Annotated in this window: 32 protein-coding genes and 1 tRNA gene; 14 read left to right on the top strand and 19 right to left on the bottom strand. The window is 69.5% G+C overall.

Annotated features, from left to right (window positions below; translation table 11 throughout):
- Positions 1-226 precede the first annotated feature (226 nt).
- Complete coding sequence (locus ACYVOK_RS23475; RefSeq protein WP_460664667.1) at positions 227-2,734, top strand: Tex family protein; 2,508 nt, start codon at positions 227-229, stop codon at positions 2,732-2,734.
- Between the two features lie 67 nt (positions 2,735-2,801).
- Positions 2,802-3,341 carry a dihydrofolate reductase family protein gene (locus ACYVOK_RS23470; protein WP_460664666.1) on the top strand — a complete coding sequence of 180 codons (540 nt, stop codon included), beginning with the start codon at positions 2,802-2,804 and terminating at the stop codon, positions 3,339-3,341.
- 61 nt (positions 3,342-3,402) lie between these two features.
- On the opposite strand, the gene ACYVOK_RS23465 is transcribed toward ACYVOK_RS23470, so the two are convergent.
- Both ACYVOK_RS23465 and ACYVOK_RS23460 read right to left on the bottom strand, forming a co-directional pair.
- Positions 3,403-3,615, bottom strand: a complete 213-nt coding sequence (locus ACYVOK_RS23465) for a heavy-metal-associated domain-containing protein (protein WP_460664665.1) — start codon at positions 3,613-3,615, stop codon at positions 3,403-3,405.
- Positions 3,612-3,992: a nuclear transport factor 2 family protein gene (locus ACYVOK_RS23460; RefSeq protein ID WP_460664664.1), complete on the bottom strand. Its 381-nt coding sequence runs from the start codon at positions 3,990-3,992 to the stop codon at positions 3,612-3,614. Before ACYVOK_RS23460 ends, ACYVOK_RS23465 begins: the two co-directional genes overlap by 4 nt.
- Before the next feature lie 37 nt (positions 3,993-4,029).
- On the opposite strand from ACYVOK_RS23460, the gene ACYVOK_RS23455 reads away from it, so the two are divergent.
- Complete coding sequence (locus tag ACYVOK_RS23455) at positions 4,030-4,602, top strand: TetR/AcrR family transcriptional regulator (RefSeq protein ID WP_460664663.1); 573 nt, start codon at positions 4,030-4,032, stop codon at positions 4,600-4,602.
- Here ACYVOK_RS23455 and ACYVOK_RS23450 read toward each other — a convergent pair whose 3' ends face one another.
- From ACYVOK_RS23450 to ACYVOK_RS23440, 3 genes are read right to left on the bottom strand one after another with little or no spacing between them, the layout of a single operon-like run.
- Positions 4,603-5,175: a hypothetical protein gene (locus tag ACYVOK_RS23450; RefSeq protein ID WP_460664662.1), complete on the bottom strand. Its 573-nt coding sequence runs from the start codon at positions 5,173-5,175 to the stop codon at positions 4,603-4,605.
- 3 nt (positions 5,176-5,178) lie between these two features.
- Positions 5,179-5,955: a GNAT family N-acetyltransferase gene (locus tag ACYVOK_RS23445; protein WP_460664661.1), complete on the bottom strand. Its 777-nt coding sequence runs from the start codon at positions 5,953-5,955 to the stop codon at positions 5,179-5,181.
- Between the two features lie 10 nt (positions 5,956-5,965).
- Positions 5,966-6,421 carry a helix-turn-helix domain-containing protein gene (locus ACYVOK_RS23440; protein WP_460664660.1) on the bottom strand — a complete coding sequence of 152 codons (456 nt, stop codon included), beginning with the start codon at positions 6,419-6,421 and terminating at the stop codon, positions 5,966-5,968.
- A gap of 55 nt (positions 6,422-6,476) precedes the next feature.
- On the opposite strand from ACYVOK_RS23440, the gene ACYVOK_RS23435 reads away from it, so the two are divergent.
- Entirely contained in the window at positions 6,477-7,727 is a 1,251-nt protein-coding gene (locus ACYVOK_RS23435) for an MFS transporter (protein WP_460664659.1), read from the top strand.
- On the opposite strand, the gene ACYVOK_RS23430 is transcribed toward ACYVOK_RS23435, so the two are convergent.
- Positions 7,651-8,067: a winged helix-turn-helix transcriptional regulator gene (locus ACYVOK_RS23430; protein ID WP_460664658.1), complete on the bottom strand. Its 417-nt coding sequence runs from the start codon at positions 8,065-8,067 to the stop codon at positions 7,651-7,653. The two genes, ACYVOK_RS23435 and ACYVOK_RS23430, sit on opposite strands and share 77 nt — an antisense overlap.
- Positions 8,068-8,133: 66 nt before the next feature.
- On the opposite strand from ACYVOK_RS23430, the gene ACYVOK_RS23425 reads away from it, so the two are divergent.
- The 3 genes from ACYVOK_RS23425 (at position 8,134) to ACYVOK_RS23415 (ending at position 10,322) form a co-directional block, all read left to right on the top strand.
- Positions 8,134-9,525 (top strand): MFS transporter, encoded by a 1,392-nt coding sequence (locus ACYVOK_RS23425; protein ID WP_460664657.1) that lies wholly within the window; start codon positions 8,134-8,136, stop codon positions 9,523-9,525.
- 279 nt (positions 9,526-9,804) lie between these two features.
- Complete coding sequence (locus ACYVOK_RS23420) at positions 9,805-10,011, top strand: hypothetical protein (protein ID WP_460664656.1); 207 nt, start codon at positions 9,805-9,807, stop codon at positions 10,009-10,011.
- On the top strand, positions 10,008-10,322 hold the full coding sequence (locus ACYVOK_RS23415; protein WP_460664655.1) for a hypothetical protein: 315 nt from the start codon (positions 10,008-10,010) through the stop codon (positions 10,320-10,322). The genes ACYVOK_RS23420 and ACYVOK_RS23415 overlap by 4 nt, the downstream gene beginning before the upstream one ends.
- 194 nt (positions 10,323-10,516) lie before the next feature.
- Here ACYVOK_RS23415 and ACYVOK_RS23410 read toward each other — a convergent pair whose 3' ends face one another.
- Positions 10,517-11,269: a hypothetical protein gene (locus ACYVOK_RS23410; RefSeq protein WP_460664654.1), complete on the bottom strand. Its 753-nt coding sequence runs from the start codon at positions 11,267-11,269 to the stop codon at positions 10,517-10,519.
- 522 nt (positions 11,270-11,791) lie between these two features.
- On the opposite strand from ACYVOK_RS23410, the gene ACYVOK_RS23405 reads away from it, so the two are divergent.
- Entirely contained in the window at positions 11,792-12,637 is an 846-nt protein-coding gene (locus ACYVOK_RS23405) for an aminoglycoside phosphotransferase family protein (RefSeq protein WP_460664653.1), read from the top strand.
- A 7-nt stretch (positions 12,638-12,644) separates the two neighbouring features.
- Here ACYVOK_RS23405 and ACYVOK_RS23400 read toward each other — a convergent pair whose 3' ends face one another.
- Positions 12,645-13,013 (bottom strand): hypothetical protein, encoded by a 369-nt coding sequence (locus ACYVOK_RS23400; RefSeq protein WP_460664652.1) that lies wholly within the window; start codon positions 13,011-13,013, stop codon positions 12,645-12,647.
- A 148-nt stretch (positions 13,014-13,161) separates the two neighbouring features.
- Positions 13,162-13,524, bottom strand: a complete 363-nt coding sequence (locus ACYVOK_RS23395; protein WP_460664651.1) for a nuclear transport factor 2 family protein — start codon at positions 13,522-13,524, stop codon at positions 13,162-13,164.
- Positions 13,525-13,634: 110 nt separating this feature from the next.
- Here ACYVOK_RS23395 and ACYVOK_RS23390 point away from each other — a divergent pair, with 110 nt between their 5' ends.
- Positions 13,635-14,429, top strand: coding sequence for a helix-turn-helix domain-containing protein (locus ACYVOK_RS23390; protein ID WP_460664650.1), 795 nt, complete (start codon positions 13,635-13,637; stop codon positions 14,427-14,429).
- Positions 14,426-14,932, top strand: coding sequence for a DinB family protein (locus tag ACYVOK_RS23385; RefSeq protein ID WP_460664649.1), 507 nt, complete (start codon positions 14,426-14,428; stop codon positions 14,930-14,932). The genes ACYVOK_RS23390 and ACYVOK_RS23385 overlap by 4 nt, the downstream gene beginning before the upstream one ends.
- A 42-nt stretch (positions 14,933-14,974) precedes the next feature.
- Here the strand turns inward: ACYVOK_RS23385 and ACYVOK_RS23380 are convergent, their stop codons facing one another.
- Both ACYVOK_RS23380 and ACYVOK_RS23375 read right to left on the bottom strand, forming a co-directional pair.
- Entirely contained in the window at positions 14,975-16,006 is a 1,032-nt protein-coding gene (locus tag ACYVOK_RS23380; protein ID WP_460664648.1) for a hypothetical protein, read from the bottom strand.
- A complete protein-coding gene (locus ACYVOK_RS23375; protein WP_460664647.1) occupies positions 16,006-16,521 on the bottom strand; it encodes a SigE family RNA polymerase sigma factor in 516 nt (171 codons plus the stop codon). Before ACYVOK_RS23375 ends, ACYVOK_RS23380 begins: the two co-directional genes overlap by 1 nt.
- 174 nt (positions 16,522-16,695) lie before the next feature.
- On the opposite strand from ACYVOK_RS23375, the gene ACYVOK_RS23370 reads away from it, so the two are divergent.
- Positions 16,696-17,895, top strand: coding sequence for a hypothetical protein (locus tag ACYVOK_RS23370; RefSeq protein ID WP_460664646.1), 1,200 nt, complete (start codon positions 16,696-16,698; stop codon positions 17,893-17,895).
- Positions 17,896-18,043: 148 nt separating this feature from the next.
- On the opposite strand, the gene ACYVOK_RS23365 is transcribed toward ACYVOK_RS23370, so the two are convergent.
- The 3 genes from ACYVOK_RS23365 to ACYVOK_RS23355 all read right to left on the bottom strand — a co-directional run bounded on the left by ACYVOK_RS23365 (position 18,044) and on the right by ACYVOK_RS23355 (position 21,874).
- Positions 18,044-19,333 (bottom strand): GGDEF domain-containing protein, encoded by a 1,290-nt coding sequence (locus ACYVOK_RS23365; RefSeq protein WP_460664645.1) that lies wholly within the window; start codon positions 19,331-19,333, stop codon positions 18,044-18,046.
- 201 nt (positions 19,334-19,534) lie between these two features.
- A complete protein-coding gene (locus ACYVOK_RS23360) occupies positions 19,535-21,070 on the bottom strand; it encodes a helicase HerA-like domain-containing protein (RefSeq protein WP_460664644.1) in 1,536 nt (511 codons plus the stop codon).
- A 99-nt stretch (positions 21,071-21,169) separates the two neighbouring features.
- A complete protein-coding gene (locus ACYVOK_RS23355) occupies positions 21,170-21,874 on the bottom strand; it encodes a L,D-transpeptidase family protein (protein WP_460664643.1) in 705 nt (234 codons plus the stop codon).
- A 160-nt stretch (positions 21,875-22,034) separates the two neighbouring features.
- Between ACYVOK_RS23355 and ACYVOK_RS23350 the strand changes: the two genes are divergently transcribed.
- A complete protein-coding gene (locus tag ACYVOK_RS23350) occupies positions 22,035-22,328 on the top strand; it encodes a type II toxin-antitoxin system VapB family antitoxin (protein ID WP_460664642.1) in 294 nt (97 codons plus the stop codon).
- 4 nt (positions 22,329-22,332) lie between these two features.
- Positions 22,333-22,896 (top strand): LytR C-terminal domain-containing protein, encoded by a 564-nt coding sequence (locus tag ACYVOK_RS23345; protein WP_460664641.1) that lies wholly within the window; start codon positions 22,333-22,335, stop codon positions 22,894-22,896.
- 22 nt (positions 22,897-22,918) lie between these two features.
- Here ACYVOK_RS23345 and ACYVOK_RS23340 read toward each other — a convergent pair whose 3' ends face one another.
- From ACYVOK_RS23340 to ACYVOK_RS23320, 5 genes are all read right to left on the bottom strand, one after another.
- Entirely contained in the window at positions 22,919-24,430 is a 1,512-nt protein-coding gene (locus tag ACYVOK_RS23340; RefSeq protein ID WP_460664640.1) for a potassium/proton antiporter, read from the bottom strand.
- Positions 24,431-24,526: 96 nt separating this feature from the next.
- Positions 24,527-24,617: transfer RNA gene (locus ACYVOK_RS23335), tRNA-Ser, on the bottom strand.
- Between the two features lie 13 nt (positions 24,618-24,630).
- Positions 24,631-25,059 (bottom strand): nucleoside deaminase, encoded by a 429-nt coding sequence (locus tag ACYVOK_RS23330; RefSeq protein ID WP_460664639.1) that lies wholly within the window; start codon positions 25,057-25,059, stop codon positions 24,631-24,633.
- Positions 25,060-25,090: 31 nt separating this feature from the next.
- A complete protein-coding gene (locus ACYVOK_RS23325) occupies positions 25,091-25,585 on the bottom strand; it encodes a tRNA adenosine deaminase-associated protein (protein ID WP_460664638.1) in 495 nt (164 codons plus the stop codon).
- 136 nt (positions 25,586-25,721) lie between these two features.
- Entirely contained in the window at positions 25,722-25,892 is a 171-nt protein-coding gene (locus tag ACYVOK_RS23320) for a hypothetical protein (protein WP_460664637.1), read from the bottom strand.
- 103 nt (positions 25,893-25,995) lie between these two features.
- On the opposite strand from ACYVOK_RS23320, the gene upp reads away from it, so the two are divergent.
- Positions 25,996-26,637: a uracil phosphoribosyltransferase gene (upp, locus tag ACYVOK_RS23315; protein WP_460664636.1), complete on the top strand. Its 642-nt coding sequence runs from the start codon at positions 25,996-25,998 to the stop codon at positions 26,635-26,637.
- Positions 26,638-26,643 lie beyond the last annotated feature (6 nt).

Below are 26,643 nucleotides of genomic sequence, written 5' to 3'. Positions count from 1 at the left end.
CACCACCTGGAAGGCCCGCAGCACGACACGCGGGGGCACGAACGTCCGCTCCACGTGCTTGCCGAACTGCGCCATGCGTCCTCCCCAGGCCGTGGCGAGATCATTGCACGGAACTTGTCCACAGGGCGGGGGATCGGGTTTCGGAGTGGGGGGTGGGATGGGGAAGGATATGGGCCACGCGGGTGCGAGTGGCCCGGGGTTCGTTGTCGGTAGAGGGGAACAGACAGTGGTGGTGCAGTCGGTCGAGCAGCGGATCGCCAGTGAACTGGAGGTCGCCGAGTTCCAGGTGCGGGCGGCGGTGGCGCTGCTCGACGAGGGGTCGACGGTTCCGTTCATCGCGCGGTACCGCAAAGAGGTCACCGGGATGCTCGACGACGCGCAACTGCGCACGATCGAGGAGCGCCTGCGGTACCTTCGCGAGCTCGAGGAGCGCCGGCAGACGGTGCTCGAGTCGATCGCGAGCCAGGGCAAGCTGGACGACGCGCTCGAGGAGCAGATCCTTGCCGCTGACACCAAGTCGCGGCTGGAGGACATCTACCTCCCGTTCAAGCCGAAGCGCCGGACCAAGGCGATGATCGCCCGCGAGGCCGGGCTGGAGCCGCTCGCCGACGGACTGCTCGCCGACCCGACCGTCGAGCCACTCGCGGCGGCCGCGGTGTTCGTCAACCCCGAGGCCGGTGTCGCGGACCCGCAGGCGGCGCTGGACGGCGCCCGGGCGATCCTGGTCGAGCGGTTCGCCGAGGACGCCGACCTGATCGGCGAGCTGCGGGAGCGGCTGTGGACGCAGGGCCGGCTCGCCTCGACGGTCCGGGAGGGCAAGGAGACCGAGGGCGCGAAGTTCTCGGACTACTTCGACTTCGACGAGCCGTTCACGAAGATGCCGTCGCACCGGATCCTGGCCATGTTCCGCGGTGAGAAGGAGGACGTGCTCACCCTCACCGTCGAGCCGCTCCCAGCCGGTGTCGAGGCCGACGGCCCGACCGAGTACGAGTCCGCCATCGCCCGCCGCAACGGCATCGAGAACCAGGGCCGCGCGGGCGACAAGTGGCTGGTGGAAACGGTCCGCTGGGCCTGGCGGACGAAGATCCTGGTGCACCTCGGCATCGACCTCCGAATGCGGCTACGGCAGATCGCCGAGGACGAGGCGATCCGGGTGTTTGCAGCCAACCTGCGCGACCTGCTGCTGGCCGCCCCGGCCGGCACGCGCGCGACGATGGGCCTGGACCCGGGCTTCCGCACCGGCGTGAAGGTCGCCGTGGTGGATGCGACCGGCAAGGTGGTCAACACCGGTGTCATCTACCCGCACGTCCCGCAGAACCAGTGGGACCAGTCGATCGCCACCCTGGCCGCGCTGGCCGCCGCGCACAATGTCGAGCTGATTGCCATCGGCAACGGTACGGCGTCGCGCGAGACCGACAAGCTGGCGGCCGAGCTGATCGCCAAGCACCCCGAGCTCAAGCTGACGAAGGCGGTCGTCTCGGAGGCCGGTGCGTCGGTGTACTCGGCGTCCGCGTTCGCGTCCCAGGAGCTGCCCGGGATGGACGTGTCGCTGCGCGGCGCGGTCTCCATCGCCCGCCGGTTGCAGGACCCGCTGGCCGAGCTGGTGAAGATCGACCCGAAGTCGATCGGCGTTGGGCAGTACCAGCACGACCTGCCGGAGAACGCGCTGTCCCGCTCGCTCGACGCGGTTGTCGAGGACTGCGTGAACGCGGTCGGCGTCGACCTGAACACCGCCTCCGCACCGCTGCTCACCCGGGTCTCCGGGATCACGCCGGGCCTGGCGGAGAACATCGTCCAGCACCGCGACCAGCACGGCCCGTTCAAGACGCGGACGGCCCTGAAAGAGGTGCCGCGGCTCGGCCCGAAGGCGTTCGAGCAGGCGGCCGGGTTCCTCCGGATCCCCGACGGCGACAACCCGTTGGACGCGTCCAGCGTGCACCCCGAGGCCTATCCCGTCGTACGGCGGATCCTCGACGCGACCGGTACGGACGTGAAGTCGCTGATCGGGTCGGCGGAGTTGAAGAAGCTCAACGCGGCCGACTTCGTCGACGACATGTTCGGTCTGCCGACCGTCACCGACATCCTGGCCGAGCTGGAGAAACCGGGCCGGGATCCGCGGCCGGCGTTCAAGACCGCGGTGTTCGCCGAAGGTGTCGACAAGATCGCCGATCTCAAGCCGGGGATGCGGCTCGAGGGGCAGGTCACCAACGTGGCTGCGTTCGGGGCGTTCATCGACATCGGCGTCCACCAGGACGGGCTGGCGCACGTGTCGGCGCTGTCGAAGAACTTCGTGAAGGACCCGCGCGAGGTGGTCAAGCCGGGCGACATCGTCAAGGTGAAGGTGCTGGAGGTCGACATCCCGCGGAAGCGGATCTCACTCACCCTCCGCCTCGACGACGAGCCCGGCAGCTCCGCCGGTCGTCCAGGTGACCGCGGCGCACGGGCGGGCGGCCGCGGGCCGGGTAGCGGTCAGGGCAGTGGACCGGCCGGCAGTCAGGGTCGTGGACCGGGCGGCGGTCAAGGCCGTGGGCAAGGTGGCGGTCAGGGCCGTGGACCGGATGGCGGTCAAGGCCGTGGGCAAGGTGGCGGTCAGGGCCGTGGGCCGGGTGGCGGTCAAGGCCGTGGCGGACGCGGGCCTGGTCAGGGCAGCCGGGGCGACTCGCAAGCCGACCGGCCGATGGACGAGACCTCCCTCGCGGACGCCTTCCGGAAGGCAGGCTTCACCGTCCGCTGACGACCTGATGTCGACGGGTGGCGGTGGTCTCCGGCGTACCAGCTGAAACGTAGGTGGAGGAGAGCTGATGCGGGACTTGATCGTCACCCAGAACATCACCGTCGACGGCGTCGTCGAGGCCGGTGACTGGTTCGATCCGGGCGGCGGCGGCTCGGACCTGCTGGAAGTGCTGAATGAGCAGACCTCGCGGGCGGACGGATTCCTCACCGGCCGGGTCACCTTCGAGGACATGCGCGATTTCTGGCCGCAGCAGACGGACGACACGACCGGAGTCACCGCGTACCTGAACCAGGTGCACAAGTACGTCGTCTCCAGCACCCTGCAGGAGCCGGGCTGGGAACCGACCACGATCCTCCGCGGCCTGGACGACGTACGCCGGATCAAGGACGAACCGGGCAAAGACATCGTCTGCACCGGCAGCATCACTCTCGCCCATGCGCTGATCGCGGCCGACCTCGTCGACGAGTACCGGTTGTTCGTCTACCCGACCGTCGTCGCCACGGGCCGGCGGCTCTTCCCGGACGGCACACCGCAATCATTGCGACTGACGGACACCAGGACCTTCGCCTCCGGCATCGTCCTGCTCATCTATCGCCGCACCGACTGATCGACGACAGTTGATCTGCCACGGCTGATCCGGCTACGGCTGATCGGCTACGGCTGGTCGGCTACGGCTGGTCGGTGAGTTCGTAGCCGGCGGCTTCGACGGCGGATCGGATCGCGGCCGGGTCCAACGTCCGGGCGCTGACCACCGTCACCAACTCGGCAGGCAGATCCACCGTCACCGACTCGACCCCGGGCACTGCCTCGAGTTCGTCGGTGACGAAGCGGACGCAGTGCCCACAGCTCATCCCGAGCACCCGAAACTCCTGCGTGCTCATCGCGGACTCACGTCCCGCGTCACTTGCGTCGTACGCCGAATCCGCCCGTCCGCCGCCAACTCGCCGAACAGGTACACCTCGGTCGAGATCGTCCGCCCGTGCCGCATTTCCGCATGCACGGTGAACCGCGCGGCCAGCCGGTCCCCCGACCGCATCGCCTCGTGGACGTCGTACTCCCAGGCCACCAGGTTCCTCCGCACCGGCCGCACGTGGTCGATCAACCGCTGCCGGTCCAGCCGTACGCCGTCCGCGATCTGCTCGACGTCCGGCGTGTAGTACCGATCCACGATCGCGCCGGCGTCACCACCCGCGACGACTTCCCGGGTGAACGAGTCGAAGAAGTCCGCGACGAAGTCCCGCGCAGTTAATTCTGACATGCTGTCAAACTTAGCTCCCTCGGCTAACCTTGACAAGGTGTCAAAACAAGAGCCGGTACGCCGGAGGCGGCGAGCGGACGCGGATCGCAGCCGAACGGCGATCCTGACCGCCGCGATCGCCCTGCTGGACGAGCGGATCGACGCCGGCATGGAGAGCATCGCCGAGGCGGCGGGCGTCACCCGGCAGACCGTGTACGCGCATTTCCCGTCGCGCGACGTACTGCTGAACGCGGTCGTCGACGAACTCACCCGCGAAACCGTGCAGGCGATCGACGCCCTCGACCTCGACCGCGGTCCGGCGGTGGACACCATCCTGACGTTGATCGACCTGGCGTGGCGCGGGTTCGAGCAGCATCCCTTACTGCTGCGCCTACCGATGTCGGTGGAGCAGGACGACCGGCACGGGCCTGTGGTCGAGCGGTTCGAGCGGCTGGTCCGCCGCGGTCAACGCGCCGGCGAGATCACCCGGGATCTGCCGGTCGCCTGGCTGGTTTCGGCCCTGATCGCCCTCGGTCACGCGGCCGGCGAGGCCGTGGCCGCCAACCGCCTGCCGGCCAGGACGGCAGCCGCGGCCCTCCGCGCAAGCGTCACCCGCCTGCTGGCACCGTAATCAGTCCAGAGGCCGACGGACGGCGAAGACCCGGTCGGCCAGGGTGACCAGTGCGTCGGCATGCTGCGGGCAGTTCTCCTGTGCCCAACGCCCCAGACAACCGAGCAGGCCGATCAGGTCGTTCTGAACCGACCGCAGGAGCTCTGGCACCTGTCCACGGCGTACCCGAACCGGCAGACCCTCGCGAACAAAGGAGTCCCGATGGTCCTCACCGCCCGCGGGCCAGACCGTCAGTCCTTCGTCGTCGAAATCTGCCCAGGGACCGTCATGACCGAGGTCCGGGTATGCGCCGCGGTCGACGCCGACCCACGAGCGCCAGTCCTCCAGCAGGAGACAACAGCCGGGGTCGACACGTGCACCCGTGTCGAGATCGGACAGCCGGAGACCACCGAACACACTCCAGTCCTCCGCGCGGATCAGCGCGTCCACCGCCTCAGCGGGCGTCGCGCCGTCGTCGGTGGCGCCGCGGGCCCACAGCACCATGAAACGAGCGGTTTCCTCCGGTGACAGCTCACCGCTGATCCGGAGCCATCCCGGTGGGTCTTCGGCGACGATCTCCGCGCGGAGACTCATGACTCAGCGGAGGTCGGCCAGGTGGCCGCCGGGGTCGCCGAGGTGGACCGCGGTTGCCTTCGGGGCGTAGCCGAGGCGTCGGTAGATGCGGTCGGCGCCGTCGTCGCCGGGCGTGAGCCAGGCGAGGGTCGCCCCGGCGAGTTCGAAGGCGTAATGGGTCGCGTACGCCGTCGCGATCGCGCCGAGGCCGCGACGCCGGTGGGTGTGGATCGTGCCGACGCCGGCGACCTCGGTGACCCCGTCCGCGACAGCGGTCCACGAGGCACTCGCCGCCGCCACGCCGTCCACTCGGACGAGAACACAGCCACCGTCGACCGGATCGGAGCGACGGGCGAAACCGGCTGAGGGCATCTCGTAGGCGTCGGCCGAGACCGCGTTCGCCTCGACCTGCGCCTCGTCGGTCGCGACGACCTCGGCAGTCACCCCGTCCGGAAGCTCGGGGAGATGCAGGTACGCCGGCTCGACCACGAGCAGCGGCGGACGGGAGACGATCGTCATCCCCTCGGCCTCGAGGGCTTCGGCAAGACCCGGATTGGCCTCCTCGATCAGTTCAGCACCCAGCCAACGCCCTTCGTCGGCAAACGCCTTGCGGATGACTGCAAGCGCTCCCGGTACGGCGTCCCGATCGAAGGGCCGGCCCGGTTCGGCGGCCACCATCGTGGACATGTACCAGGTGTCGTCCTCGTGCAACAACCCGACCAGCGGTCCGGCCACCACCGGCCGTCGCGACCTCGTCAAACCCGACAGATGCGCACGCGCGATCCGCGCCCCGATCTCCATGACTCGGACCCTACGGCGCCGCACTCGGACCGCTCGACCGGTTTTCGGCCAGCAGCAGGAGATCCAGCAGCCGGTTGAGCTCCGCGTCCGTCGGCGAACTGCCGAGAACCGCCGCCAAGGCGTCGAGGGTCTGGATCAGCTCGGCTCGAACGGCCGACCTGGGACGGGCCTGGTCCGACGCGAGGGTGGCGATCACCCGGGCAGCGCGGGGCGAATCGGCGACCAGGCCGGAGCCGACCGACGGCGGCCGCGGCGGTGGCTCGTCGGCGACGCTGATCTCCAGCCGAGCACCCAAAGCCGTGGCGAGGCGGTCCAGCGCGGAGACGGTCGGGTTGCCGCGGCCGTTCTCGAGGTTGGCGATGTAGGGGACGGACAGGCCGGCGTCGACGGCGACCGACGCGATCGTGCGACCGGCCGCCTTACGGCGTTCGCGCAGTACTTCGCCCAGTTCCACAGCGCTCAGCATATTCTCACAGAACACTGTTGCCTAGATCTATCTCATCAAGATAGCTTGCCAGTTCGTGAGGACACTTCGGAACCGCGACTTCCGCTACCTGTGGATCAGTGGCGGCATCTCCGGGATCGGGTCCTGGCTGCTGATCGTCGCGATCCCGTTCCACGTGTTCGACCTGACCGGCTCCGCCGTGGCGACCGGACTGGCCCTCGCCCTCGAAGCATTGCCGGCGCTGCTTGTCGGTCCCTGGGCGGGCGTCGTACTCGACCGCTGTGACCTCACCCGCGCGATGTGGCTCGCTGATCTCGTCAGTGCGGCCGCGGTCGCGCTGATCCTCTTCGCCGACGTGGACCGGATCTGGCCGATCTACGTGGCGATCCTGGTCGAGAGCACCGCCACCACGGTGTTCCGCCCGGCCTCCCGTGCGCTGTTGCCGGCAGTCGTCGGCACCGGCGACGAACTCGCGGCCACCAACGCCCTGAACGCCTTGACCGGCAGCGCGATCCGGCTCGCCGCACCACCGCTCGGCGCACTGCTGCTGGCCGGCCCCGGCATCGAGTTCGTCCTCGCCGTCGACATCGTCAGCTACTTGTTGTCAGCGGCAATCGTCGCCGCCGTCCACACCCGCCGGCATGCGAGCGCCGAGCGAGTCGGCAACCCGCTCGCCGGTTTCCGGTACGTCGCCACGCACCGAGCGCTACGCGGGATCCTGCTGGGTCAAACCGTCTTCCTCACCGCGAACGCCGGCCTGACCGCCCTGCTCGTGCCGTTCACCGTCGACCGGCTGCACGCACCCGGCTACGTCCTCGGCTACCTGATCTCGGGGCTCGGCGCCGGCTACCTGATCGGCGCCGCCCTGAGCACGAAAGCCCAGACCTGGTTGGGAATCCGCGACCTGCTCGCCGTCACCCAACTCGCGAGCGCCGCCGCCTACTTCGCCCTCTTCAACGCGCCGAGTGTGGCCTGGGCGATCGGCGCCGCAGCGCTCATCGGGCTACCCGGCAGCATCCTCCTCATCACCGCCGAGACCGCCATCCAACGCACTGCGCCGGCCGGCCTCCTCGGTCGCATCGCCGCCCTCTTCTTCGCCGCCGATTCCCTCGCCCTACTCGTCGGCGCCCTCGCGGCACCCGCGTTGACGATCGTTCTCGAGCTACCCCTCACCCTCAACGCGCTCGCGGCGTTCGCCGTACTCGCGGCTGCTCTCACCGCGGTCGCCGTACCGGGTCATCCGGCGAACTTCACGGGGACGCCTCCGCCGCGTCGTACCTGGCGCGGGCGGCGGCGATCTCGGACTGGTGGGTCTCGGTCCAGGTGACGAGGGCCTGGATCGTGTCGTGGAGGGTCACGCCGAGCGGGGTGAGCTCGTAGTCGACCCGTGGCGGAACGACCGGGTGCACGGTCCGGCTGACCAGGCCGTCGCGCTCCAGCTGGCGCAACGTCACCGTGAGCATCCGCTGACTGATCCCGTCGATCGTCTTCTTCAGCTCGGTGAATCGCATGCACCGGTTGTCCAGCAGCGCGATCACCAGCAGGGACCACTTGTCGCCGATCCGGTCCAGGATCTGCCGGACGTCGCAGTCCTCCCGGGTGTCCCACTGGAACGCGTCCTCGGTGCAGCAGGAGTGACTCGGTTCCTTTGAAGTGCCTTCTTCCACAACTCCTGATGGTTCCCGAAGATGGGGTCAGTTACAAGAGGTAACCGACATCTCGAAGGAGTCTCCGTGTCGTCAACCGTCACCCAGGACCGGCTGACCGGCCGATCCTGGGCCGTTCTCTTCGTGCTCTGCGGCGCGATCTTCCTGGAGGGCATCGACATCTCGATGATGGGCGTCGCGCTGCCGTCCATCCGGGCCGAACTCGGCCTGGCCACCGGTGAACTGCAATGGATCGTCAGCGCGTACGCGCTCAGCTACGGCGGGTTCGTGCTGCTCGGCGGCCGGGCCGCCGACCTGCTCGGCCGGCGCCGGATGTTCGTCGGCTGGCTGGTGGTGTTCCTGCTGTTCAGCGGTCTCGGCGGGTTCGCGACCGAGGGCTGGGTGCTGATCCTGGCCCGCTTCGTCACCGGCGTCGCCGCGGCCTTCATGACCCCGGCCGGCCTGTCCATCATCACCACCACCTATCCCGAGGGGCCGCAGCGGAACCGCGCCCTGCTCGTGTACGCCGGCACCGCGGCCGGCGGATTCTCGCTGGGCATGGTCACCGGCGGGCTGCTCACCGCAATCGACTGGCGCTGGGTGTTCTTCGCACCGGTGCTGGTGTCCGCCGTCATCCTGGCCGCGGCCATCGCACTGATCCCCCGGGACGTGCCGAGCGCCGCGCCACGGCAGGGATTCGACATCGCCGGGGCTCTCACCCTGACCGGCGCGATGTTGTTGCTGGTCGCCACCGTGGTCCGGGCGCCGGACGTGCCCTCCGGGCAGACGCTGGCGACCGGGCTCGGCGGGCTGGCCCTGCTGGCGGCGTTCGTGCTGATCGAGCAGCGGGTGTCCGCGCCGTTGATCCGGCTGGGGCTGTTGCGGAACCCGGCCCTGATCCGGGCCAACGTCGGCGCGATCCTGCTGGTCGGATCGTTCGTCGGATTCCAGTTCGTCGCAGTGCTGTACCTGCAGGAGTTGCGGCACTGGTCGGAGTTGGAGACCGGGCTGGCGCTGATGGTGATCGGCATCGACTCGGTGCTGGCGCCGACGCTCACGCCCTGGCTGGTGAATCGCTTCGGCAACGGACGGGTCGTGTTCGGCGGCTTCGTGCTCGCCGTCCTCGCGTACGCCGCCTTCCTGCCCCTGGGGACCACCTTTGCGGCGATGCTGCCGGCGTTCCTGCTGCTCGGGCTCGCGTTCGCCCTGGCCTACGGGCCGCTGACGATCGCGGCGACCGAGCGGGTGTCCGAGGACGAGCAGGGGCTGGCGAGCGGCGTACTGACGACGTCGTTCCAGTTCGGGTCCGCGCTCGGCCTGGCTGTCGTCGCGGCGGTCCTGACCGCGGCCGACGAGCTGACGGTCGGCGGGTTCCGCAACGGGCTGGCAGTACCGCTGGCAGCCGCCGTACTCGGAGTTCTGGTGGCCTTCGGCGGGCTGCGGACACCGGTGCGTGAGCAGGTGAGCGCAAACGGTTAGCAGGACGTCATAGATTTCGGTCCTGGTCGAAATGACAGGGCTGCCGAATCGTTATTGGCAAATCCCTGCAAACATTCTTGACAGGACATTTCGACCACCTGAGACGGGTCCGCCGCGACGGCTCTGACCAGCGGATTCGTAGGGTTTCCCTACTCTGCGTTAGGGCTCTGTAAAGGTCCCTTCGGAACTGTTCCGGAGGGACCTTCAGGTGTTGTCTTCTTTTCTCAGCACCGGACAAAGCCGTCCGGGGCACCGATCGAGATTGCTGAAGGACCGCTGATGCCCGAGACGCTCGAAACCCCCACCACGCACCGCCGCGTGCGGGTCTGGTTCGGCGCTCACCCGATCGCGGACCACACCGCCACCGCGGAGCAGGCGGCGCAGTACGAGGAAGCCATGCGGCGGCGGTTCGCCTCCCTCCGGGTGACGAGCGAGCCGGTGCTGGTGGACAACCGGGCCGACAACACCGCGGAGCCGGGACGATGACGACCCGGCCGACGGTGCTCGGCTACGTCCGGGCCGACGCGCTGAGCTGCGCGGAGGAGCTGGCCGCGGCGACGGACTCCCTCGTCGCCTTCGCCAGCGCCGAGGGATTCACCCTCGGCACCGTGTACACCGAGCGCGACGCGGCCGAGTCCGCGGCCTTCCACGCACTGCTCGAAGAGGTGAAGCGGACCGACGTCCGCGCCGTCGTCGTACCGACGATGAATCACCTCGGCCCGGTCGGCACCCCGGCGGCGATGCGGCAGCACCTCGAGTTCCACCAGGCGCACGTCTGGGCGGTCGACTCGAGATAACTCCACACAGGCAAGCGGAGCTGACGTCTTGACCCCTGCATCGGCGTCGGTTCCGCTCTCCACCTCCACAGCTGCACCGGGGATGCCCGGGCGGTAGTGGACCACCAAGGCCCCACCGGCTGCTACCGGTGGGGCCTTGTCGTACGGCGGTACCGCGCCCGGCCGCCGTACGTCGTATGGCGGGCGGCCGGGGCTCAGGCGACGATCTTGTAGCCGTAGCGCTTCATGACCGTGGCGACGGCGGAGTCGAAGGCGCCCGTGGCCTCGAGCTTGAAGTGCTGCTGCACCTTGCGGATCACCCGCTGGAAGTGCAGGTGCCACGGCACTCCCCTGGGCGGGACCGTCTCCGCCGCCGTGATCGCTCCGACCCGCGGATGCGCGGCCCAGGCGATCACCCGGGCCCGGTCCGCGCCCCACGCCCCGGTCATCACATCGTGCGTCCGGGCGTGCTCCATCGCGCCGAGCGAGATGGTCGAGTCCGGCACCGGCTGGGCCGGCGGGTGCGCCTTGAGGTAGAGCTCCCAGGTCATCCCGTAGTACCCGGGCGGCCCGTCGTCCTTGCCCCGGTTGGCCAGCCCGTTCCGCTTGCGGCGGTACTCGGCGACCTGGTGTGCCGCGCCCCGCGACAGATCCTTGTCGCCGATCGCCATCGCGTGCACGTGGTACGGCCAGTTGCCCTGGGCCGGCGTACGCAGCCAGGCCGCGAATCCGACCTGCCGCAGCGCCTTCACCACCGCCACCCGCTGCGCCGGACTCTTCGACGCGACGTCGATGTCCACCGCGCCGCCACCGTCGTGGGTGCCTGCCGACGCCGCGACGCCACCCTTGTTGTACGAGCCCTGCACGATCGCGAACTTCGACCTGTACAGCTTCTCCGCGGCCTCGATCATCGCCACGGTCCGCTTGTTCAGCTGCTTGCCCCGCCAGACGATCCTTGCTTCAGGCATCTGCTTCCCCGAGCGCCGCGGTGACGATCAGGTCCGCGTCCTCCGCGGCTCCGAGTGCCTCCAGCTCGTCCAGGTCGTCGTCGATCAGCTCGTCGTCGAACACCATCCCGGTTTCCCTCCCCCTGACGTCCGCGGCCTCCCCCGGCGCACGGAATCGCCGACCAGCGTAGGCGCGGCGAGGGTCGCGGTCCATGCCCGTCCGGACACCGAAGGTTCGGGGAACGTCAAGATGTGGCCGGGTGTGCGTGGCGGTAGGTGTGATGGCGCGGCGGGTGGGGTACCAGTAGGAGGTCCCGCGGTTCGGTCAGTGCCATTCGGGCATGGGTGGTGTTCACCGAGCCGCGAGTTCTCCCACTGAGGGGCGGGAGAACGACCGGTCCGGCGGGCGACTCCAACGGAGCGCCCGCCGAGTCCGGCTCCACTCCATCAACGTCACCGCCACGACACGGTGACGACGTAGGCGGCCGGAGCACCCACGTTAAGTAGTTGTTCCTGGCGGTCCTCTTACCTAGCCTCCACTGAGTGATCGACGTACCGGAGGGGTTTCTCGGGATGCCGCGCTGGTGGCGGGAGGGGGCCGCGTGGCTGGAGGGGTTGCCCCGGGCGGTGGAGCGGCAGTGTGCGGTGTGGGGGTTGAGCGTCAGCGGTGACGTCGCGTACGGGTCCAACGCGATCGTGGTGCCGGTGGGCGAGTTCGTGTTGCGGATGACGCCGCCCGGGCCTGAGGTCGAGGACCAGGTGCGGGCGCTGCGGTGGTGGGACGGGCGGGGGATGGTGCTGTTGTACGACGTCGACCTCGACGCCGGTGCGATGTTGCTGGAGCGGTTGTCGACGCCGTTGACGAACAGGCCGGTCGACGAGGCGGTCGCCGTACTCGGGCAACTCATGCGGCGGCTCGCCGTACCGGCGCCGGAGGATGCGCCGTCGACCGCGGTGCTCGTGGCTGAGCGGTCGGCGGAGTTGGAGCGCGAGTGGGACCGGTTGGGCCGCCCGTTCGACGTCGGCATCCTGCGTGAGGCGCTCGCCGTGGCACCGGCTCTCACCGAGACCACGTCGGACCTGGCGGTCAACGGGGACCTGCACTCCGACCAGGTGCTCGCGGGTACGCGCGAGGAATGGCTGACCGTCGACCCGGTGCTGTTGCGCGGTGACATCGAGTACGACCTGGCACGGGTGCTCTGGACCCGGCTCGACGAGATCACCGACATCCCCGCGCACTTCGACATCGCCGTACGCGAAGCGGGCCTGGACCGCGATCGCGCCCGCGACTGGGTCGTCTTCCGCACGGTCGACTACTGGCTCTGGGGCCTCTCCGCCGGCCTCACCGAAGACCCCCTCCGCTGCGCCCGCCTCCTGTCGTCCCTCTGACCTCGCACTACCCCAGAGTCGTGAGCTCGACCGGGACCTGGCAGCTCGAGGCGGCGTTCATTCGCCGGGTGATCGGGTAGCCCTCGACCGTCGGTACGGCGTACGACGGCTCGACGCCTGCCGCGAGCTCGACCACGGCCCGTTCACGCAACGACATGATCGCCTTCCAGTCCTCCAACCAGCGCCTGGACGGCACATCCCCGTCCAGGCGCTGGTCACCGACCTCGTAGACCTCCTCGAGGAAGTCCCAGATCGCCTGGTTCTGCCGCCTGATGGCGGCGACCCGGACCTCCACCGCGGTGTCGTGCGGTACGGCGGCCGCCTGCACCTCGTCGGTCATCGTCCGGCAGGCGGCCGCGATCGCATCCTCGACCACCGGGTCGTCGATGGAGTCGATGTGGTCGGTTGATGTACCTCCACAACCCGATCCCGGATCCCACCAGGAATCCTCCGCCGACCAGGACGATCACGGACCAGATCAGGAGCTGCACTCCCCGCCGCTGCACGGCATGAGGGTAGTGGTGTCAGTGGGCTGGGGCGAAGTCGTGGAAGCCGATGACTTTGGTGATGCGGCCGTCGTCGGTGCGGAGGACGATGTCGGTGCCGCCGGCGAGGGGTTCCTGGCCTTCCGCCTTCAGGTGCCAGGTCCAGCGGAGGTAGGTGTGGTGCTCGTCGATGTCGCCGATGCGGACGAACTTCAGACCGGGGAACATCTGCTGGGCGCCGCCGACCAGCTTGTTCAGGTCGTCGTGGCCGGTCGCCTCGAAGCTCGGGTCGACGAACGTCGCGTCCGCCGTCCAGCTCCCCTCGATCAGCTGGGCCCGGCGGTCGGCATCGGCCTCGTTCCACATCGCGAAGTACTGGTCGGCGAGAGCGTTGGCGTTCATGGTTTCCTCCTCGGAAGTTCGGATGACCAGAACCTTGCCGCCGCCCGCCGCCTCCGGTCGATGACCTTGGAGGTAATGGCGGTGACCACCCCAGCGGTTACGGTCGGAGCATGGCAGCGACGATCGAGGAGACGTTCCAGCGTCCGGTGGGTGAGCTTCTGCGCGGCTGGCGGGAGCGCCGCCGGCTGAGCCAGCTCGAACTGGCGAACCAGGTCGAGGTGTCGACGCGGCACGTGAGTTTCGTGGAGACCGGCCGGTCGAAACCGAGTCGGGAGATGGTGCTCCGGCTGGCCGACCAGCTCGACGTACCCCTGCGCGACCGCAACCAGCTGCTGCTGGCCGCCGGCTACGCGCCGGTGTACAGCGAGGCGTCGCTGCACTCGCCGTCGATGCTGGCGATCCGCGCGACGCTGCGCCGGTTGCTGAAGGCGCACGAGCCGTACCCGGCGCTCGTCGTCGACCGCTGGTGGAACATCGTCGAGCACAACGCCGGGATCAGCATCTTCACCGCGGACGTCGACGAAAAGTTGCTCAGGGCACCGATCAACGCGCTCCGGCTCACCCTGCACCCCGACGGCCTGGCCCGCCGCCTCACCAACCTGGCCGACGTCCGCGCCTCCGCACTCGCCGCCCTGCAACGCCAGGTCAACAGCACGGCCGATCCCGAACTCCAGGACCTGTACGACGAACTCCGCGAGTACGCCGCCGGTGACAAACCCGTCCACCCCGCGCCGAACGAGGTCGTCGTACCGATGAATCTGCGGCACGAGGGACAGGACCTGTCCCTGCTCACCACCATCGCGACATTCGGTACGCCGCTCGACGTGACCGTCTCGGAGTTGATGATCGAGTCGTTCTACCCGGCCGACGAGTCGACCGCCGAGTTCCTGCGGCGACTGTCATGACGCAGCCTCCGTCGACGCAGGAAGCCGACACCATCGCGCTGCATCTCGGGTTCCTCGACTACTACCGCGGCGTGATCGGGACCAAGCTGAACGGGATGAGCGAGGCCGACCTGCGGTCGAGCCGGCTGCCGTCCGGGTGGTCGCCGCTCGAACTGCTCCGGCACCTGGTCTACATGGAAAGACGCTGGCTGCGCTGGGGTTTCGACGGCGAGCAGGTGGACGAGCCGTGGGGCGACTCCGGTGGTGATCCCGACGGACGTTGGGTGGTCGGGCCGGAGGACACCCTTCCCGAGCTGCTCGCCCGGTTGCACGAGGGTGGCGAGACCACGCGGCGTCTGGTCACCGGGGTCGATCCCGCCACCCGTGCTGCGACCGGCGGCCGGTTCGCCGAGGATCCGCCGACGCTGAACTGGATTCTGTTCCACGTGTTGCAGGAGTACGCGCGGCACGCCGGCCATCTGGACGTGGTCCGCGAACTCGCGGATGGGGTCACCGGTGAGTAGGAGCTCGCATTCGCCTACTCACCGGTGACCCCAGGAGATTCCCTACCGGCTTGAGGAGGGGTGACCGGTGGGGAAGGCGGTCGGGAAGCTCGGGGTCTCGGTGGGGAGGCTCGGCTTCGCGGTCGGGAACGAGGGCTTCGCGGTCGGGAACGTCGGCTGCTTGCCCGGGTCGGCGGTGACCTCGGCCTCGACCTTGCCGGAGACCGTCACGGTCGGCACGGCCGGCGTCGGCGCGGACGGCTTGCCGCTTGGAGTCGGCAGCGACGGCTTGCCCGGCAGCGACGGCGTCGGCACGGGCGCGGACGGCTTCTCGGTCGGTACGCCGTGCACGCAGTCGGGGAGCGTCGGGGTCGGAACGGGCTTGCCCGGCAGCGACGGCGTGGCCGACGGCACCGAGGGCTTCCCGCTCGGCGTCGGAACCGGCACCGACGGCAGGGTCGGCTTGGTGGTCGGCAGCGAAGGCTTGGTGGTCGGCAAAGAAGGCTTGGCCGGCAGCGAGGGCTGAGTCGTCGGCACGGACGGCGTGCTCGGCAGCGTCGGCTTGCCCGTCGGGAGGCTGGGCGTCGCGGTCGGGATCGTCGGCTTGTCCGGCGTCGGCAGTGACGGCCTGGTCGTGGGGATGCTCGGCGTACCAGGCAGCGAAGGCTTGGCCGTCGGCACGGACGGCTTCGACGGCAGCGAGGGCTTGCCGCTGGGCATGGACGGCGCGGTGGGCGTCGCCGGCTGCTGGTTCGGGTCGATCGTCTTGTTCACCGACACGGTGACCGTCGGCAGCACCGGCTTGGAGGGCAGGCAGGTCGGGTCGACCGACGGCTTCGGGGTGTCGGACGGAACCACGACCTGCGGCACCGGCGGCTTGCCGTCACCGGCCAGCAGGTTCTTGGCGGCGGAAGGACCGCCGACCGCGGCGGACACCGTCGCGACGGTGCCGGCCAAGGCCGTCACGCCCGCCGCGGCCAGTCCACGGCGGAGCCAGGCCAGCCGCTTGCCACGACGCATCAACTCGGCGGCGTCCGGCTGCCAGGGCTCCAGGTCGTACTCGAGCGCACTGCGTACCCGCTGCTCGTCACTCATCAGTGTCCTCCAACTCCTGTTTCGATCAGGTCGGGTGCCAGACGCAGCTTGGCCAGCGCACGGGACGCCGTACTCTTCACGGTCCCGGGTGCCATGCCGAGCAGGTCGGCGGTCTCGGCCTCGGAGAGATCCTGCGAGTAGCGCAGCGCGACCACGGCTCTCTCCCGCACGGTCAGACCGGCGAGCGCCGAGAGCACGGCCTCCCTGGTCTGGACCTCGCCGGCGAAGTCCGCCACCGCTCGCTGGTCCCAGTCGTTGCTCACCGGGTCGCTGGGAACCTCGTTGTTCCAGCGCCTCCGGGTCTGGGAGAGGAACCGGTTGACCAGGACCCGGCGTACGTAGCGCAGCGGGTCACCGTCCAGCCGGTGCCATTTCGGATAGGACCGCATCAACGCCTGCTGCACCAGGTCCTCGGCGGTGTGCCGATCGCCGCACAGCATCTCCGCGAAGCGGAGCAAGGGCGTCGACTGCGCCACGACGAAGCGCTCGAAGTCGGCGTCCGCGGTCCGGGTCATCGAATCTCCTCTGCCTCTGTCACACCGGTCCAAACCCGCTGGGTGATCGATCAGGTTCTGTCCGTACACCAACTCCTTCGAAGAAATTTATTCACGGCCTATACAGAAGCCCAGTTGATTTGTCACATTGGGTGAACGACGCATCACACCTTCACCGCCCCGGAGGTCACCGCCATGCGTATCACCCGCAGGACGAGGCTCGCCGCCGGCCTGGTCGCGGCCCTCGCGATCGCCACCGCCACACTTCCCAGCACCGCCGCTCCCACCGATCCGGTCGCGGTCGCGGCGCAGCCCGTCGAGGGATCCAGCAACGTCCGGATCGAGGGCAGCCGGATCATCCTCGGCAGCGCCCCGGCCGCGGTCGGTTCGAGCGAGATCAGGCAGCGTTCCGGCCTGGCAGAGCTCGCCCCGGTCCGGTTTGCCGCCGCCACGTCGGCCGTCGTCGTCGGCTACACCGCCGGTACGCCGGACGGTTCGTCGGCCGAGGTCGACGTACGGGCCTGGGTGCAGGACAAGTGGACCGAGTGGACGCCCGCACGGTCCGGTACGCCGACCGCCCTCCCCGGTCCGAGCGACCAGGTCCAGCTGCGGATCATCGTCAGCGCTCCACCGGCCGGCGGCAACCCGTGGGTCGGCGACGTGACGGTGCAGCCGACCGACAAGGTCGACCCGAGCAGGATGAGCATCCAGGCCGCGCCGCTGAAGTCCCGCGTCTTCGCCACTCGCGAAGGTCTGGTCGGAGGTACGACGGCCAACGGCCATGTGATCGTGAACCGCGACCACTTCGTCGCACTGCCGTCGCGCCGTGGACTGTCCGCCAACGGTTCCGGCACCTACTCGGTCAAGGTGTGCACGGCTTCCCGGTGCGCGTTCGAGCCGGTGTGGGACGTCGGGCCGTGGAACACCAAGGACGACTACTGGAACCCGAGTGCGATCCGCGAGATGTGGAAGGACCTGCCGCAGGGCAAGCCGGAGGCGCAGGCGGCGTACCAGGACGGGTACAACGGCGGTAAGGACCAGTTCGGCCGGACGGTCGCCAACCCGGCCGGGATCGACCTCGCGGACGGGACCTTCTGGGACGCGCTGGCGCTAACGAACAACGCGTGGGTCGACGTGACCTACCTGTGGACCGGCGACGGCGGCCGTGGCACGGTGGCCATCTCGTCCGGCTACCTGAACGTGCGGAACGCGGCCAGTTCCTCCGGAGCGATCGTCGGCATGGCGGGCAAGTCGGCCCAGGTGACGGTCGAGTGCCAGACGACCGGCCAGAGTGTCACCGGCTCCCAGGGCACCAGCAACATCTGGCTCCGTGTGCACCCAGGCATGTACGTCGCGAAGGCCTGGATCTCGGCCGGCACCTTCGCCTCCTGCTGACCCGATCCACTCCCGTACGCCGCTCTACCCGGCGTACGGGAGTGTTCTGTTCAGCAGCCGTGGCTGACCTGAGCGCAGGTGTCGTCGCCCCAGACCAGTAGGAACGTCCGCAGCGACCTGCCGTTCGTTCCGAACAGCGTGACCTTGATCATCGGGCCGGGATCGGACGTGGCAGGGGTACGGCGTCGGCGGCGAGGCGGACGCGGTTGCGGCCGGCGGCCTTGGCCGCGTACATGGCCCGGTCGGCCCGGAGCAGCAGGTCGTCGACCGTGATCCCGTCGGCCGGGTAGACGGCGACGCCGATCGACACGGTGAGGTGGAAGGTGTCCGGATCGAGGTCCGGGTCGTCCAGGACTCCCGCGCACATCGCGGCGAGCGGGCTGGCGGCGACCGCGTTGCGGAGCCGGTCCGCGGTCACGGTCGCGTCGTCGAGCCCGGTGCCGGGCAGGGCGATCACGAACTCCTCGCCGCCGAACCGGCCGATCACGTCCTTCGCCCGGATCGCGCTGCGCAGGATCGTCGCGACCGCCCGCAGCGCCTCGTCGCCGACCAGGTGACCGTGCCGGTCGTTGACCTGCTTGAAGTGGTCGATGTCGATGAGCAGCACCGCCATCGGCTCGTTCTGGTTCCGCGCGGTCCGCAGCATCTCCTCGGTCCGCCGCCGCCACCAGTCGACCCGGGTCAGGCTCGTCTTCGGATCGGTCTGCACCTCGGACTCGAGTTGGGTGAGCAGCAGTGCCCGCTGCGCGGTCAGCGTGACCGGGATCGCCACGAACGCGAACCACGGGCTGACCAGGCAGGCCGCCGCCAGCAGGCAGCCGAGCGTCGCAGCGGTGACGTCGGTGCACAGGTCGTCCGTCCCGCCGAAGGCCTCACGCCAACTGCTGCCGGGGATGATCAGCGAGATCGCCAGGCCGCACAGCACCGTGTCGGTGGCGACGTACGCCGTCGCCGCGGCGACCATCGACACGACCAGGCTGAGCCCGTCGCCTCCGGTCAGCCCACTGACGGCCAGGAACACGACGTGCGCGGCGCCGACCGCGAGCACGTGGACCGCGGTCGAGAACGCCCAGCGGTACGGGATGCACCTGCCGGCCCGGATCCGCCACCAGCTCCGGAGCAGGACGGCGACCAGGATGGCGAGCGCGGGGTGGAGCACGATCGCGGCCGCGATCATCCAGGCCGGGGCCAGGTCCTTGTGCAACGCGCCGCCGCGACGGCGCCGGTTCTCCACCCGGCGGGCGCCCTCGACCGAGATCAGCGCCGACACGGTCAGCGCGAACACCACGTCGAGGCCGCGCCAGCTCGGCAGATCGGTGAAGGCCTGGACGCCGTACCCGATCGCGGCGAGGTCGACGAGCACGACAACAGCGAACGCCGGGACCGTCAGGGTCCACAGCGCCCAATGCCGAACCGCTCGCCTACTCTGCGCAACCATCACGTCACACCGTACGACGAGTGAGCATTCCGTCCCAATCCGCGACGGCGCGCTGTGGATGACGATGTGGAAACGATGCGCAGTGCCTGCGAGTTCAGTCGTTTGATCAACAATCGAACGCCGGAAACCCTGCAGCACAAGCAAAAATTGGGACCGTCCGGTTCCGGAACTCCGGCCGGGCGAGTCCCGCCACCGACCGGTTCAGCGGCGGCGGCGGGCGGCGCCGAAGAGGCCGCGGACGATCTCGCGGCCGGCGGAGCGGGCGAACTGCTTGAAGGCCGACGAGCCGATCACCTGCTCGACCATGGACTTCTCCTGCTTCTGCGGCCGCGGCCGCAGCTCTGGTGCCTGTTCGGCCTGCTCCTCGGCTTCGGCCTGCTCGGCACCGGCCTGCACCTTGGCGGCGAGCTTCTCGTACGCCGACTCGCGGTCGATCACCTCGGTGTACTTCGCGTTGTTCGGCGACGCCTGCACCGACGCGGCCAACTGCTCGGCCGTGGCCGGCGCCATCAGTGACTGCGGCGCCCGCAGGCGGGTCCAGGCGACCGGGGTCGGGGCGCCCTTCTCGTTCATCACCGTGACGACGGCCTCGCCGATGCCGAGCTGGGTCAGCACCTCCTCCAGGTCGTACGACGAACTCGGGAACGTCGACACCGTCGCCTTCAGCGCCTTCGCGTCGTTCGGCGTGTGCGCCCGCAACTGGTGCTGCACCCGCGAACCGAGCTGCGCCAGCACGTCGTCCGGCACGTCCTTCGGGGTCTGGGTGACGAAGAAGACGCCGACACCCTTCGACCGGATCAGCCGGACCGTCTGTGCGATCGACTCCAGGAAGGGCTTCGACGCGTCCTTGAACAGCAGGTGCGCCTCGTCGAAGAAGAACACCAGCTTCGGCTTGTCCACGTCGCCGACCTCGGGCAGGTCGTGGAACAGGTCGGCCAGCAGCCACATCAGGAAGGTGGAGAACAGCGCCGGCCGGTCCTGCAGGTTGGGCAGCTCGAGCAGCGAGATGACGCCCTTGCCGTCACGTTGCTGCATCAGGTCCGCGGTGTCGAACTCGGGCTCGCCGAAGAACGCGTCGGCCCCCTGGTCGGCGAACCCGATCAGCGCCCGCAGGATCACCCCGGCGGTCGCGGCGGACAGCCCGCCGAGCTCCTTCAGGTCGGCCTTGCCCTCGTCGCTGGTCAGGTGGGTGATGACCGCGCGCAGGTCCTTCAGGTCGAGCAGCGTCAGGCCGTGCTTGTCTGCGTAGTGGAAGATCAGGCCGAGCGAGGACTCCTGGACGTCGTTGAGCCCGAGCACCTTGGACAGCAGCACCGGACCGAACGACGTGATCGTCGCCCGGATCGGGATGCCGGTGCCCTGGCCGCCGAGCGCGTAGAACTCGGTCGGGAACCCGGTCGCGGTCCACTGCTGGCCGATCGTCTCGGTCCGGGCCAGCAGCTTCTCGCTCTCCTGCCCGGGCTGCGAGATACCGGACAGGTCGCCCTTGATGTCCGCGGCGAACACCGAGACTCCGGCCGCGGACAGCTGTTCGGCCATCAGCTGCAGGGTCTTCGTCTTACCGGTACCGGTCGCTCCCGCGACCAGGCCGTGCCGGTTCACCATCGACAACGGGATCCGGACCGCCGCCTCCGGTTTCGGCTCGTCCCCGGCCAGCAGCGCGCCGAGCTCGATCGCCGCCCCTTCGAACGCGTACCCCTGCTTGACGGTCTCCACGACGTCGGCTGTCTCGGCCATCAGCGTGCCTTTCCCCGGTTCGACGAACTACCCGCTGCGCATGCTAGTGCCCTCAGGCGTGGTCGCGAGAGTATCCACACCTGAGGGCACCGGAGGAGCTCAGCGCATCACGACGACCCGGGTCGGGCTCGCGGCGAAGGTCCAGATGGTGGCCGCCATCGATCTCGACACCCGGATGCAGCCGTGCGACGCGCGGTAGTTCGTCCCGAGCAGCCAATCCGGGTGGATCTGCGTCCCCGTCGACTTGTACGTCGGGATCTGGTGGAACCCGATGCCACACGGCGCGAACCGAACGAAGTAGTTCAGGTACAGCCGTCCGCCGTCGGTGTTCCGCAGGATCCGGGCGGCCCGGCCACACTTGGATCCGCTGGTGTACGTCCCGGCCCGCAGGTAGCGCGGGTTGTCGATGATCCCGCCCTGGCGGACGATCTTGCCGCGGGCATCGATCAGCCAGACCCAGTTCTGCGACTGGCTGATGACGATCCGGCGGCCGCTCCCGGACCGGGCCGGCACCGGCCGGACGTCGCAGCGCTTGGCCGTGCTCGCCATCAGCCGCGAGTACGTCGTACCGCTCAGGGAACCGTTCTGGGTGAGCCGGTTGGCCGACTGGAACCGGACCGTGGCGGCCTGGGTCATCGCGCCGACCCTGCCGTCGACCGGGCCGGCGGTACAGCCGAGCCGGTTCAGCCGGGTCTGGGCGGCCTTCGTCTGGGTCACGGTCAGTGCGTCGGCCGGCAGCGTCGTACCGGCGGTGACGAGCGCGACCGTGGCGGCCGCGAGTCCGAGTTTGGCAAGAATTCGCATACGGTTTACCCCCTCGCTCGTGGCCGCGGCGAACCGCGCCCACATCTCCCTGTCCCTGTGGGACGCCGACCGTGCCCGAAAGGTTGAGCCGCGTGACCGGACTGTTCCGGTGACATTCACGACCTCTCACAAGACCTCTTACCCCGCTAGACTTCGGGGGGTGATCTTCAAGCGCGTCGGGGACGAACGGCCGTACCCGGACCACGGGCTCAAGCCCAAGGACTGGTCCGCGCTGCCGCCACGGCAGGTGCGGCTGGACGAGCTCGTCACGACCAAGGGCACCCTGGACCTGGCCGCGCTGCTCGACGAGGACTCCACCTTCTACGGCGACCTGTTCGCCCACGTCGTCGAGTGGAAGGGCGAGATGTTCCTCGAGGACGGTCTGCACCGCGCCCTGCGCGCCGCGCTGCAGCAGCGTTCCGTTCTGCACGCCCGGGTCCTGGTCGTGGACTGATCCCATGGCCGCCATCCATCCGCAGCCGAGGCCGCACTCGCGGATTCACTGGCGTACGCCGATCACGATGGTGATCCTGCTCGGCATCCTCGTCGGCGGCGCGTGGTGGGGATGGAACTCACTGATCAACAGCAGCGCCGAGCCGACCTGCGTCGAGCAGAAGCTGCCGAACAACCGCCTCGTGCCCAAGCAGGTCGTGGTCAACGTCTACAACGGCGGCGCCAAGGCCGGTACGGCGGCTGCCGTTGCCGACGTGCTCAAGAAGCGCGGATTCCACGTGGCCAAGATCGCGAACGAGCCGAAGGGCGACAAGGTCGACGTCGTCGCGGTGCGCGGCGCCGCAGACAACTCGCCTGAGCTGCTGCTGGTGGCCGGCCAACTCCGGCAGAAGGCGCTCGTCGTCGGTGACGGGCGCACCGACCACACCGTCGACCTGGTCGTGGGCGCCGGCTACACCAGCCTGAAGCCGAAGGGCCTGGCCTCCGTGACGGTCCCGCCGGACTCGACGGTGTGCCTCCCGGTCATCCACACCCCGCAGCCGATCCCCTCGGGCCAGAACCCGAACTGACCTCAGCCCCGGGCGTGGCCGGTCACCGTGCCTCGCGCCCTCGCTCACCGAACCAGCCGGCCAGGCGGCCGGCGCGGGAGACGGCCCGCAGGCGGCGCACGGTCTGGTCGCGGACCGGGCTGGGAGCCACCACGAGGAGCGAGTCACCGGCCCGCAGGACGGTCCGCAGGTCGGGGACGAAGGCCCGGTCGCCGCGGATGATCAGGGAAACCGAGACGCCGCTCGGGAGCCGGAGTTCGCCGATCTCGACGCCGGCCAGCCGGGATTCGCTGGGCACGTGCACCTGGAGCATGTCGGCGCCGAGCGACTCCAGCGGCGCAACGTCGATGTCCACCTCGTATGCCGCGTTCTCGTCCAGCACCGTGAGCCGCCGGGCCACCCAGGGCAGCGACGGCCCCTGGAGCAGCGTGAACAGCAACACCAGCACGAACACCACGTCGAAGATCCGGTCCGCCTGCGGCACACCCTCGGCCAGCGGGATGGTCGCCAGCACGATCGGCACGGCCCCGCGCAGCCCTGCCCACGAGATGAACGCCTGCTCGTTCCACGGCAGCCGGAAAGGCAACGCCGACAACCCGACCGCCGCAAACCGCCCGATCACGGTCACGGCGATCCCGATCACCAGCGCGACGACGGCGTCGTTCCACCCGATCCGGCCGGGCGACGCGAGCAGGCCGAGCATCACGAACAGCCCGATCTGCGCCAGCCAGGCGATCCCGTCCACGAACGACCGGGTCGCCATCCGGTGCGGCAACTCGGCCCGGCCGAGGACCAGCGACGTCACGTAGACCGCCGCGAACCCCGACACATGGAGCAGTACGGCGCCACCGGCGTACGAGATGATCGCCAGCGACAGGATCGCCAGCGGGTAGAGACCGGCGGAGCCGAGTGCGACCCGGCGGATCAGGCGGACGCTGATCCAGCCGATCAGGAACCCGAACAGGGCACCGACGACCAGCTCGTAGATCACCAGTCCGCTGAAGTGGAGCAGACCCTTCTCGCTGACCTCGCCGGTGCTGACCAGGGTGACCAGCAACACGGTCGGCGCGTCGTTCAGACCCGACTCGGCCTCCAGCGCACCCCGCAACCGCGGCCGGATCGGGACCCTGCGCAGGACCGAGAAGACCGCCGCGGCGTCCGTCGGCGAGGTGACGGCCCCGAGCAGTACGGCGATCTGCCAGTCCAGCCCGAGGCCGTAATGCGCCACGCAGGCGACCACCCCGACACTGATCGCCACGCCGAGAGTCGCCAGCACGACGCCCAGCGGCATCACCGGCCGTACTTCGTTCCACCGGGTGGTCAGACCGCCCTCGGTCAGGATCACCACCAGCGCCGCGAAACCGAGCGCGTGGGCCAGTTGGGCGTCCTCGAAGTGGATCCCACCCGGTCCCGACTCGCCGAGCAGCAGCCCCATCAGCAGGTAGATGAGCAGCGAAGGGAGCCCGAGCCGCCCGGTCAGCCGGACCGCGACGATCGCGACCAGCAGCACCGCCGCCCCGGCCAGCAGAATCCGGTCCAGCTCCGCAACGTCCACGTGGGGCCCTCTCCCGCATCAGGTCCCGAGAGACGAAAACCCTGACGCATCACACAGCATCAGGGTCTCCGGTCTTGCTCCGCCCGCGAGGACGGTTGGCGGTGGCGGAGGGATTTGAACCCTCGGACGGGGGTTGCCCGTCACGCGCTTTCGAGGCGCGCTCCTTCGGCCGCTCGGACACGCCACCGCCGGAGAGGCTATCAAGGTCTGTGCCGGATAAAGAAATCGCGGAGCCGCGCACCGGCTGCGTCGGCCATCACACCGCCCACCACCTCGGGCCGGTGGTTCAGCCGGCGGTCCCGGACGACGTCCCACAACGACCCCACCGCGCCCGCCTTCTCGTCGTACGCCGCGAAGATCAGCCGGTCCAGGCGGGACAGAACGATCGCACCGGCGCACATCGTGCAGGGCTCCAGCGTGACGACCAGGGTGCAGCCGCTCAGCCGCCACTCACCGAGGTGCCGGGCCGCCTCCCGGATCGCGAGGATCTCGGCGTGCGCGGTCGGGTCACCGGTCGTTTCCCGCTCGTTGTGCCCGCGGCCGATCACCTGGCCGTCGGCGTCCACGACGATCGCCCCGACCGGTACGTCGGGCAGCGCCTTCTCGCCTTCCTCCAGCGCGAGCGTCATCAGCCGGGCCCACTCCCGCTGGAGCGCCGGACTAACCAACGGCCTCGATCGCCTCGTGGAACTGGTTGCCGAAGCCAAGCGCCTCGGCGATCTCCTCCAGCATCTCCTCCGGGTAGAGGTCGACGTCGTCGCACAGCGCGCCGAGGTCCATCGCGCTCATGCCGAGGTCGGCGATGATGCCGAGGTCGCCGGCCGGGACCTGCTCGTCCTCGTCGTCGGCCAGCGGGATGTCGAGTTCGTCGACCACCTGCCGCGCGAGCGGCCACTCGGTCGCCGCGGTCACGTCGGAGATCAGCAACCGGGCCCGGCCGCCGACGACCCGGATCAGGATGAAGAAGTCCTCGTCGACGGAGATCATCCCGAGCACACCGGACTCCCCCGGGTAGCGCCGCAGCGCCGACACCAGGGCGGACAGGTCGGGTTCACCGCGCAGTACCAGCGGCGTGACGGTCCAGACCCCGTCCTCGGTGTAGGCGGCGACCGCGAAGTCGAGATCGGTGGTCATCGGCTCTGCCGTGTCAGACACCGGTTCATCGTCGCAGACTCGCGCCGAACACGGGAGGTTTTCCGATCTCGACGCGGTATCAGTCCCCTGAACGCCCGGCGATCCGGGCCGCTGCCGCGGTCGGACCACGCCGAGCGGATCGGTGCGCGCGGCCGGCTCAATGGTGGTACGTCGCTCTGCGCATGGCCTCACGGAGCTGGCGGACCTTGGCGCGGCGTGGCGCGATCCGGTCGCGGAGCGCCCGGGCCTCCTCGAGCTCGCGGAGGAATGCGGCTCGTCGGCGCAGGCGGTCGAGCTGTTCGGGCGTCTTGCCGGCGTTCTGGGTCATCGGCGTACTCCCTGGGGCGGGCAGGGTGACTTCCGGTGCACTTTCCAGTCTGACAGCGAGCACGGTTTCCCGCCGCGAATCGCCGACGGTACCGTTCCGGCTTATGCAGATCCTCGTCGTGGACCACCCGCTCGTCGCCCACAAGCTCACCGCACTGCGGGACGAGCGCACGGACTCGCCCACCTTCCGCCGGCTGACCGAGGAACTCGTCACGCTGCTCGCCTACGAGGCGACCCGCGACGTCCGGACCGGACCGGTCACTGTGCAGACCCCGGTCGCCGAGGCCCAGGGCGTCAAGCTGACCGCGCCGAAACCGCTCGTCGTACCGATCCTGCGCGCCGGTCTCGGCATGCTCGAGGGGATGACGCGACTGCTGCCGACCGCGGAGGTCGGGTTCCTGGGGATGATCCGCAACGAGGAGACGCTGACCGCGTCGACGTACGCCGAACGGCTGCCGGAGGATCTGTCCGGACGGCAGTGCTACGTGCTCGACCCGATGCTGGCGACCGGCGGCACGCTGGCCGCGGCGATCCAGTTCCTGGTGGACCGCGGCGCCGACCACATCACCGCGATCTGCCTGCTCGCCGCCCCCGAAGGCGTCGAACGCATCGAGCGTGAGCTGGCCGAACTCGCCGTACCCTGCAACCTCGTCATCGCCGGCATGGACTCCCACCTCAACGAGAAGGGCTACATCGTGCCGGGACTGGGCGACGCGGGCGATCGGTTGTACGGCGTCGCCCAGTAGCCGAGC

This window comes from Kribbella swartbergensis, from assembly GCF_054784135.1.
This window is presented reverse-complemented; position numbering and strand designations above follow the sequence as displayed.

Bases quoted from the DNA above. Each gene is read 5' to 3' on its own strand.
- ACYVOK_RS23420 (WP_460664656.1), top strand. From the start codon at position 9,805: ATGCCCGAGACGCTCGAAACCCCCACCACGCACCGCCGCGTGCGGGTC.
- ACYVOK_RS23355 (WP_460664643.1), bottom strand. From the start codon at position 21,874: ATGCGAATTCTTGCCAAACTCGGACTCGCGGCCGCCACGGTCGCGCTC.
- upp (WP_460664636.1), top strand. From the start codon at position 25,996: ATGCAGATCCTCGTCGTGGACCACCCGCTCGTCGCCCACAAGCTCACC.
- ACYVOK_RS23365 (WP_460664645.1), bottom strand. From the start codon at position 19,333: ATGGTTGCGCAGAGTAGGCGAGCGGTTCGGCATTGGGCGCTGTGGACC.
- ACYVOK_RS23330 (WP_460664639.1), bottom strand. From the start codon at position 25,059: ATGACGCTCGCGCTGGAGGAAGGCGAGAAGGCGCTGCCCGACGTACCG.
- ACYVOK_RS23410 (WP_460664654.1), bottom strand. From the start codon at position 11,269: ATGCCTGAAGCAAGGATCGTCTGGCGGGGCAAGCAGCTGAACAAGCGG.
- ACYVOK_RS23390 (WP_460664650.1), top strand. From the start codon at position 13,635: ATGGCAGCGACGATCGAGGAGACGTTCCAGCGTCCGGTGGGTGAGCTT.
- ACYVOK_RS23465 (WP_460664665.1), bottom strand. From the start codon at position 3,615: ATGAGCACGCAGGAGTTTCGGGTGCTCGGGATGAGCTGTGGGCACTGC.
- ACYVOK_RS23470 (WP_460664666.1), top strand. From the start codon at position 2,802: ATGCGGGACTTGATCGTCACCCAGAACATCACCGTCGACGGCGTCGTC.
- ACYVOK_RS23385 (WP_460664649.1), top strand. From the start codon at position 14,426: ATGACGCAGCCTCCGTCGACGCAGGAAGCCGACACCATCGCGCTGCAT.
- ACYVOK_RS23415 (WP_460664655.1), top strand. From the start codon at position 10,008: ATGACGACCCGGCCGACGGTGCTCGGCTACGTCCGGGCCGACGCGCTG.
- ACYVOK_RS23370 (WP_460664646.1), top strand. From the start codon at position 16,696: ATGCGTATCACCCGCAGGACGAGGCTCGCCGCCGGCCTGGTCGCGGCC.
- ACYVOK_RS23450 (WP_460664662.1), bottom strand. From the start codon at position 5,175: ATGAGTCTCCGCGCGGAGATCGTCGCCGAAGACCCACCGGGATGGCTC.
- ACYVOK_RS23460 (WP_460664664.1), bottom strand. From the start codon at position 3,992: ATGTCAGAATTAACTGCGCGGGACTTCGTCGCGGACTTCTTCGACTCG.
- ACYVOK_RS23375 (WP_460664647.1), bottom strand. From the start codon at position 16,521: ATGACCCGGACCGCGGACGCCGACTTCGAGCGCTTCGTCGTGGCGCAG.
- ACYVOK_RS23380 (WP_460664648.1), bottom strand. From the start codon at position 16,006: ATGAGTGACGAGCAGCGGGTACGCAGTGCGCTCGAGTACGACCTGGAG.
- ACYVOK_RS23320 (WP_460664637.1), bottom strand. From the start codon at position 25,892: ATGACCCAGAACGCCGGCAAGACGCCCGAACAGCTCGACCGCCTGCGC.
- ACYVOK_RS23360 (WP_460664644.1), bottom strand. From the start codon at position 21,070: ATGGCCGAGACAGCCGACGTCGTGGAGACCGTCAAGCAGGGGTACGCG.
- ACYVOK_RS23445 (WP_460664661.1), bottom strand. From the start codon at position 5,955: ATGGAGATCGGGGCGCGGATCGCGCGTGCGCATCTGTCGGGTTTGACG.
- ACYVOK_RS23395 (WP_460664651.1), bottom strand. From the start codon at position 13,524: ATGAACGCCAACGCTCTCGCCGACCAGTACTTCGCGATGTGGAACGAG.
- ACYVOK_RS23440 (WP_460664660.1), bottom strand. From the start codon at position 6,421: ATGCTGAGCGCTGTGGAACTGGGCGAAGTACTGCGCGAACGCCGTAAG.
- ACYVOK_RS23345 (WP_460664641.1), top strand. From the start codon at position 22,333: ATGGCCGCCATCCATCCGCAGCCGAGGCCGCACTCGCGGATTCACTGG.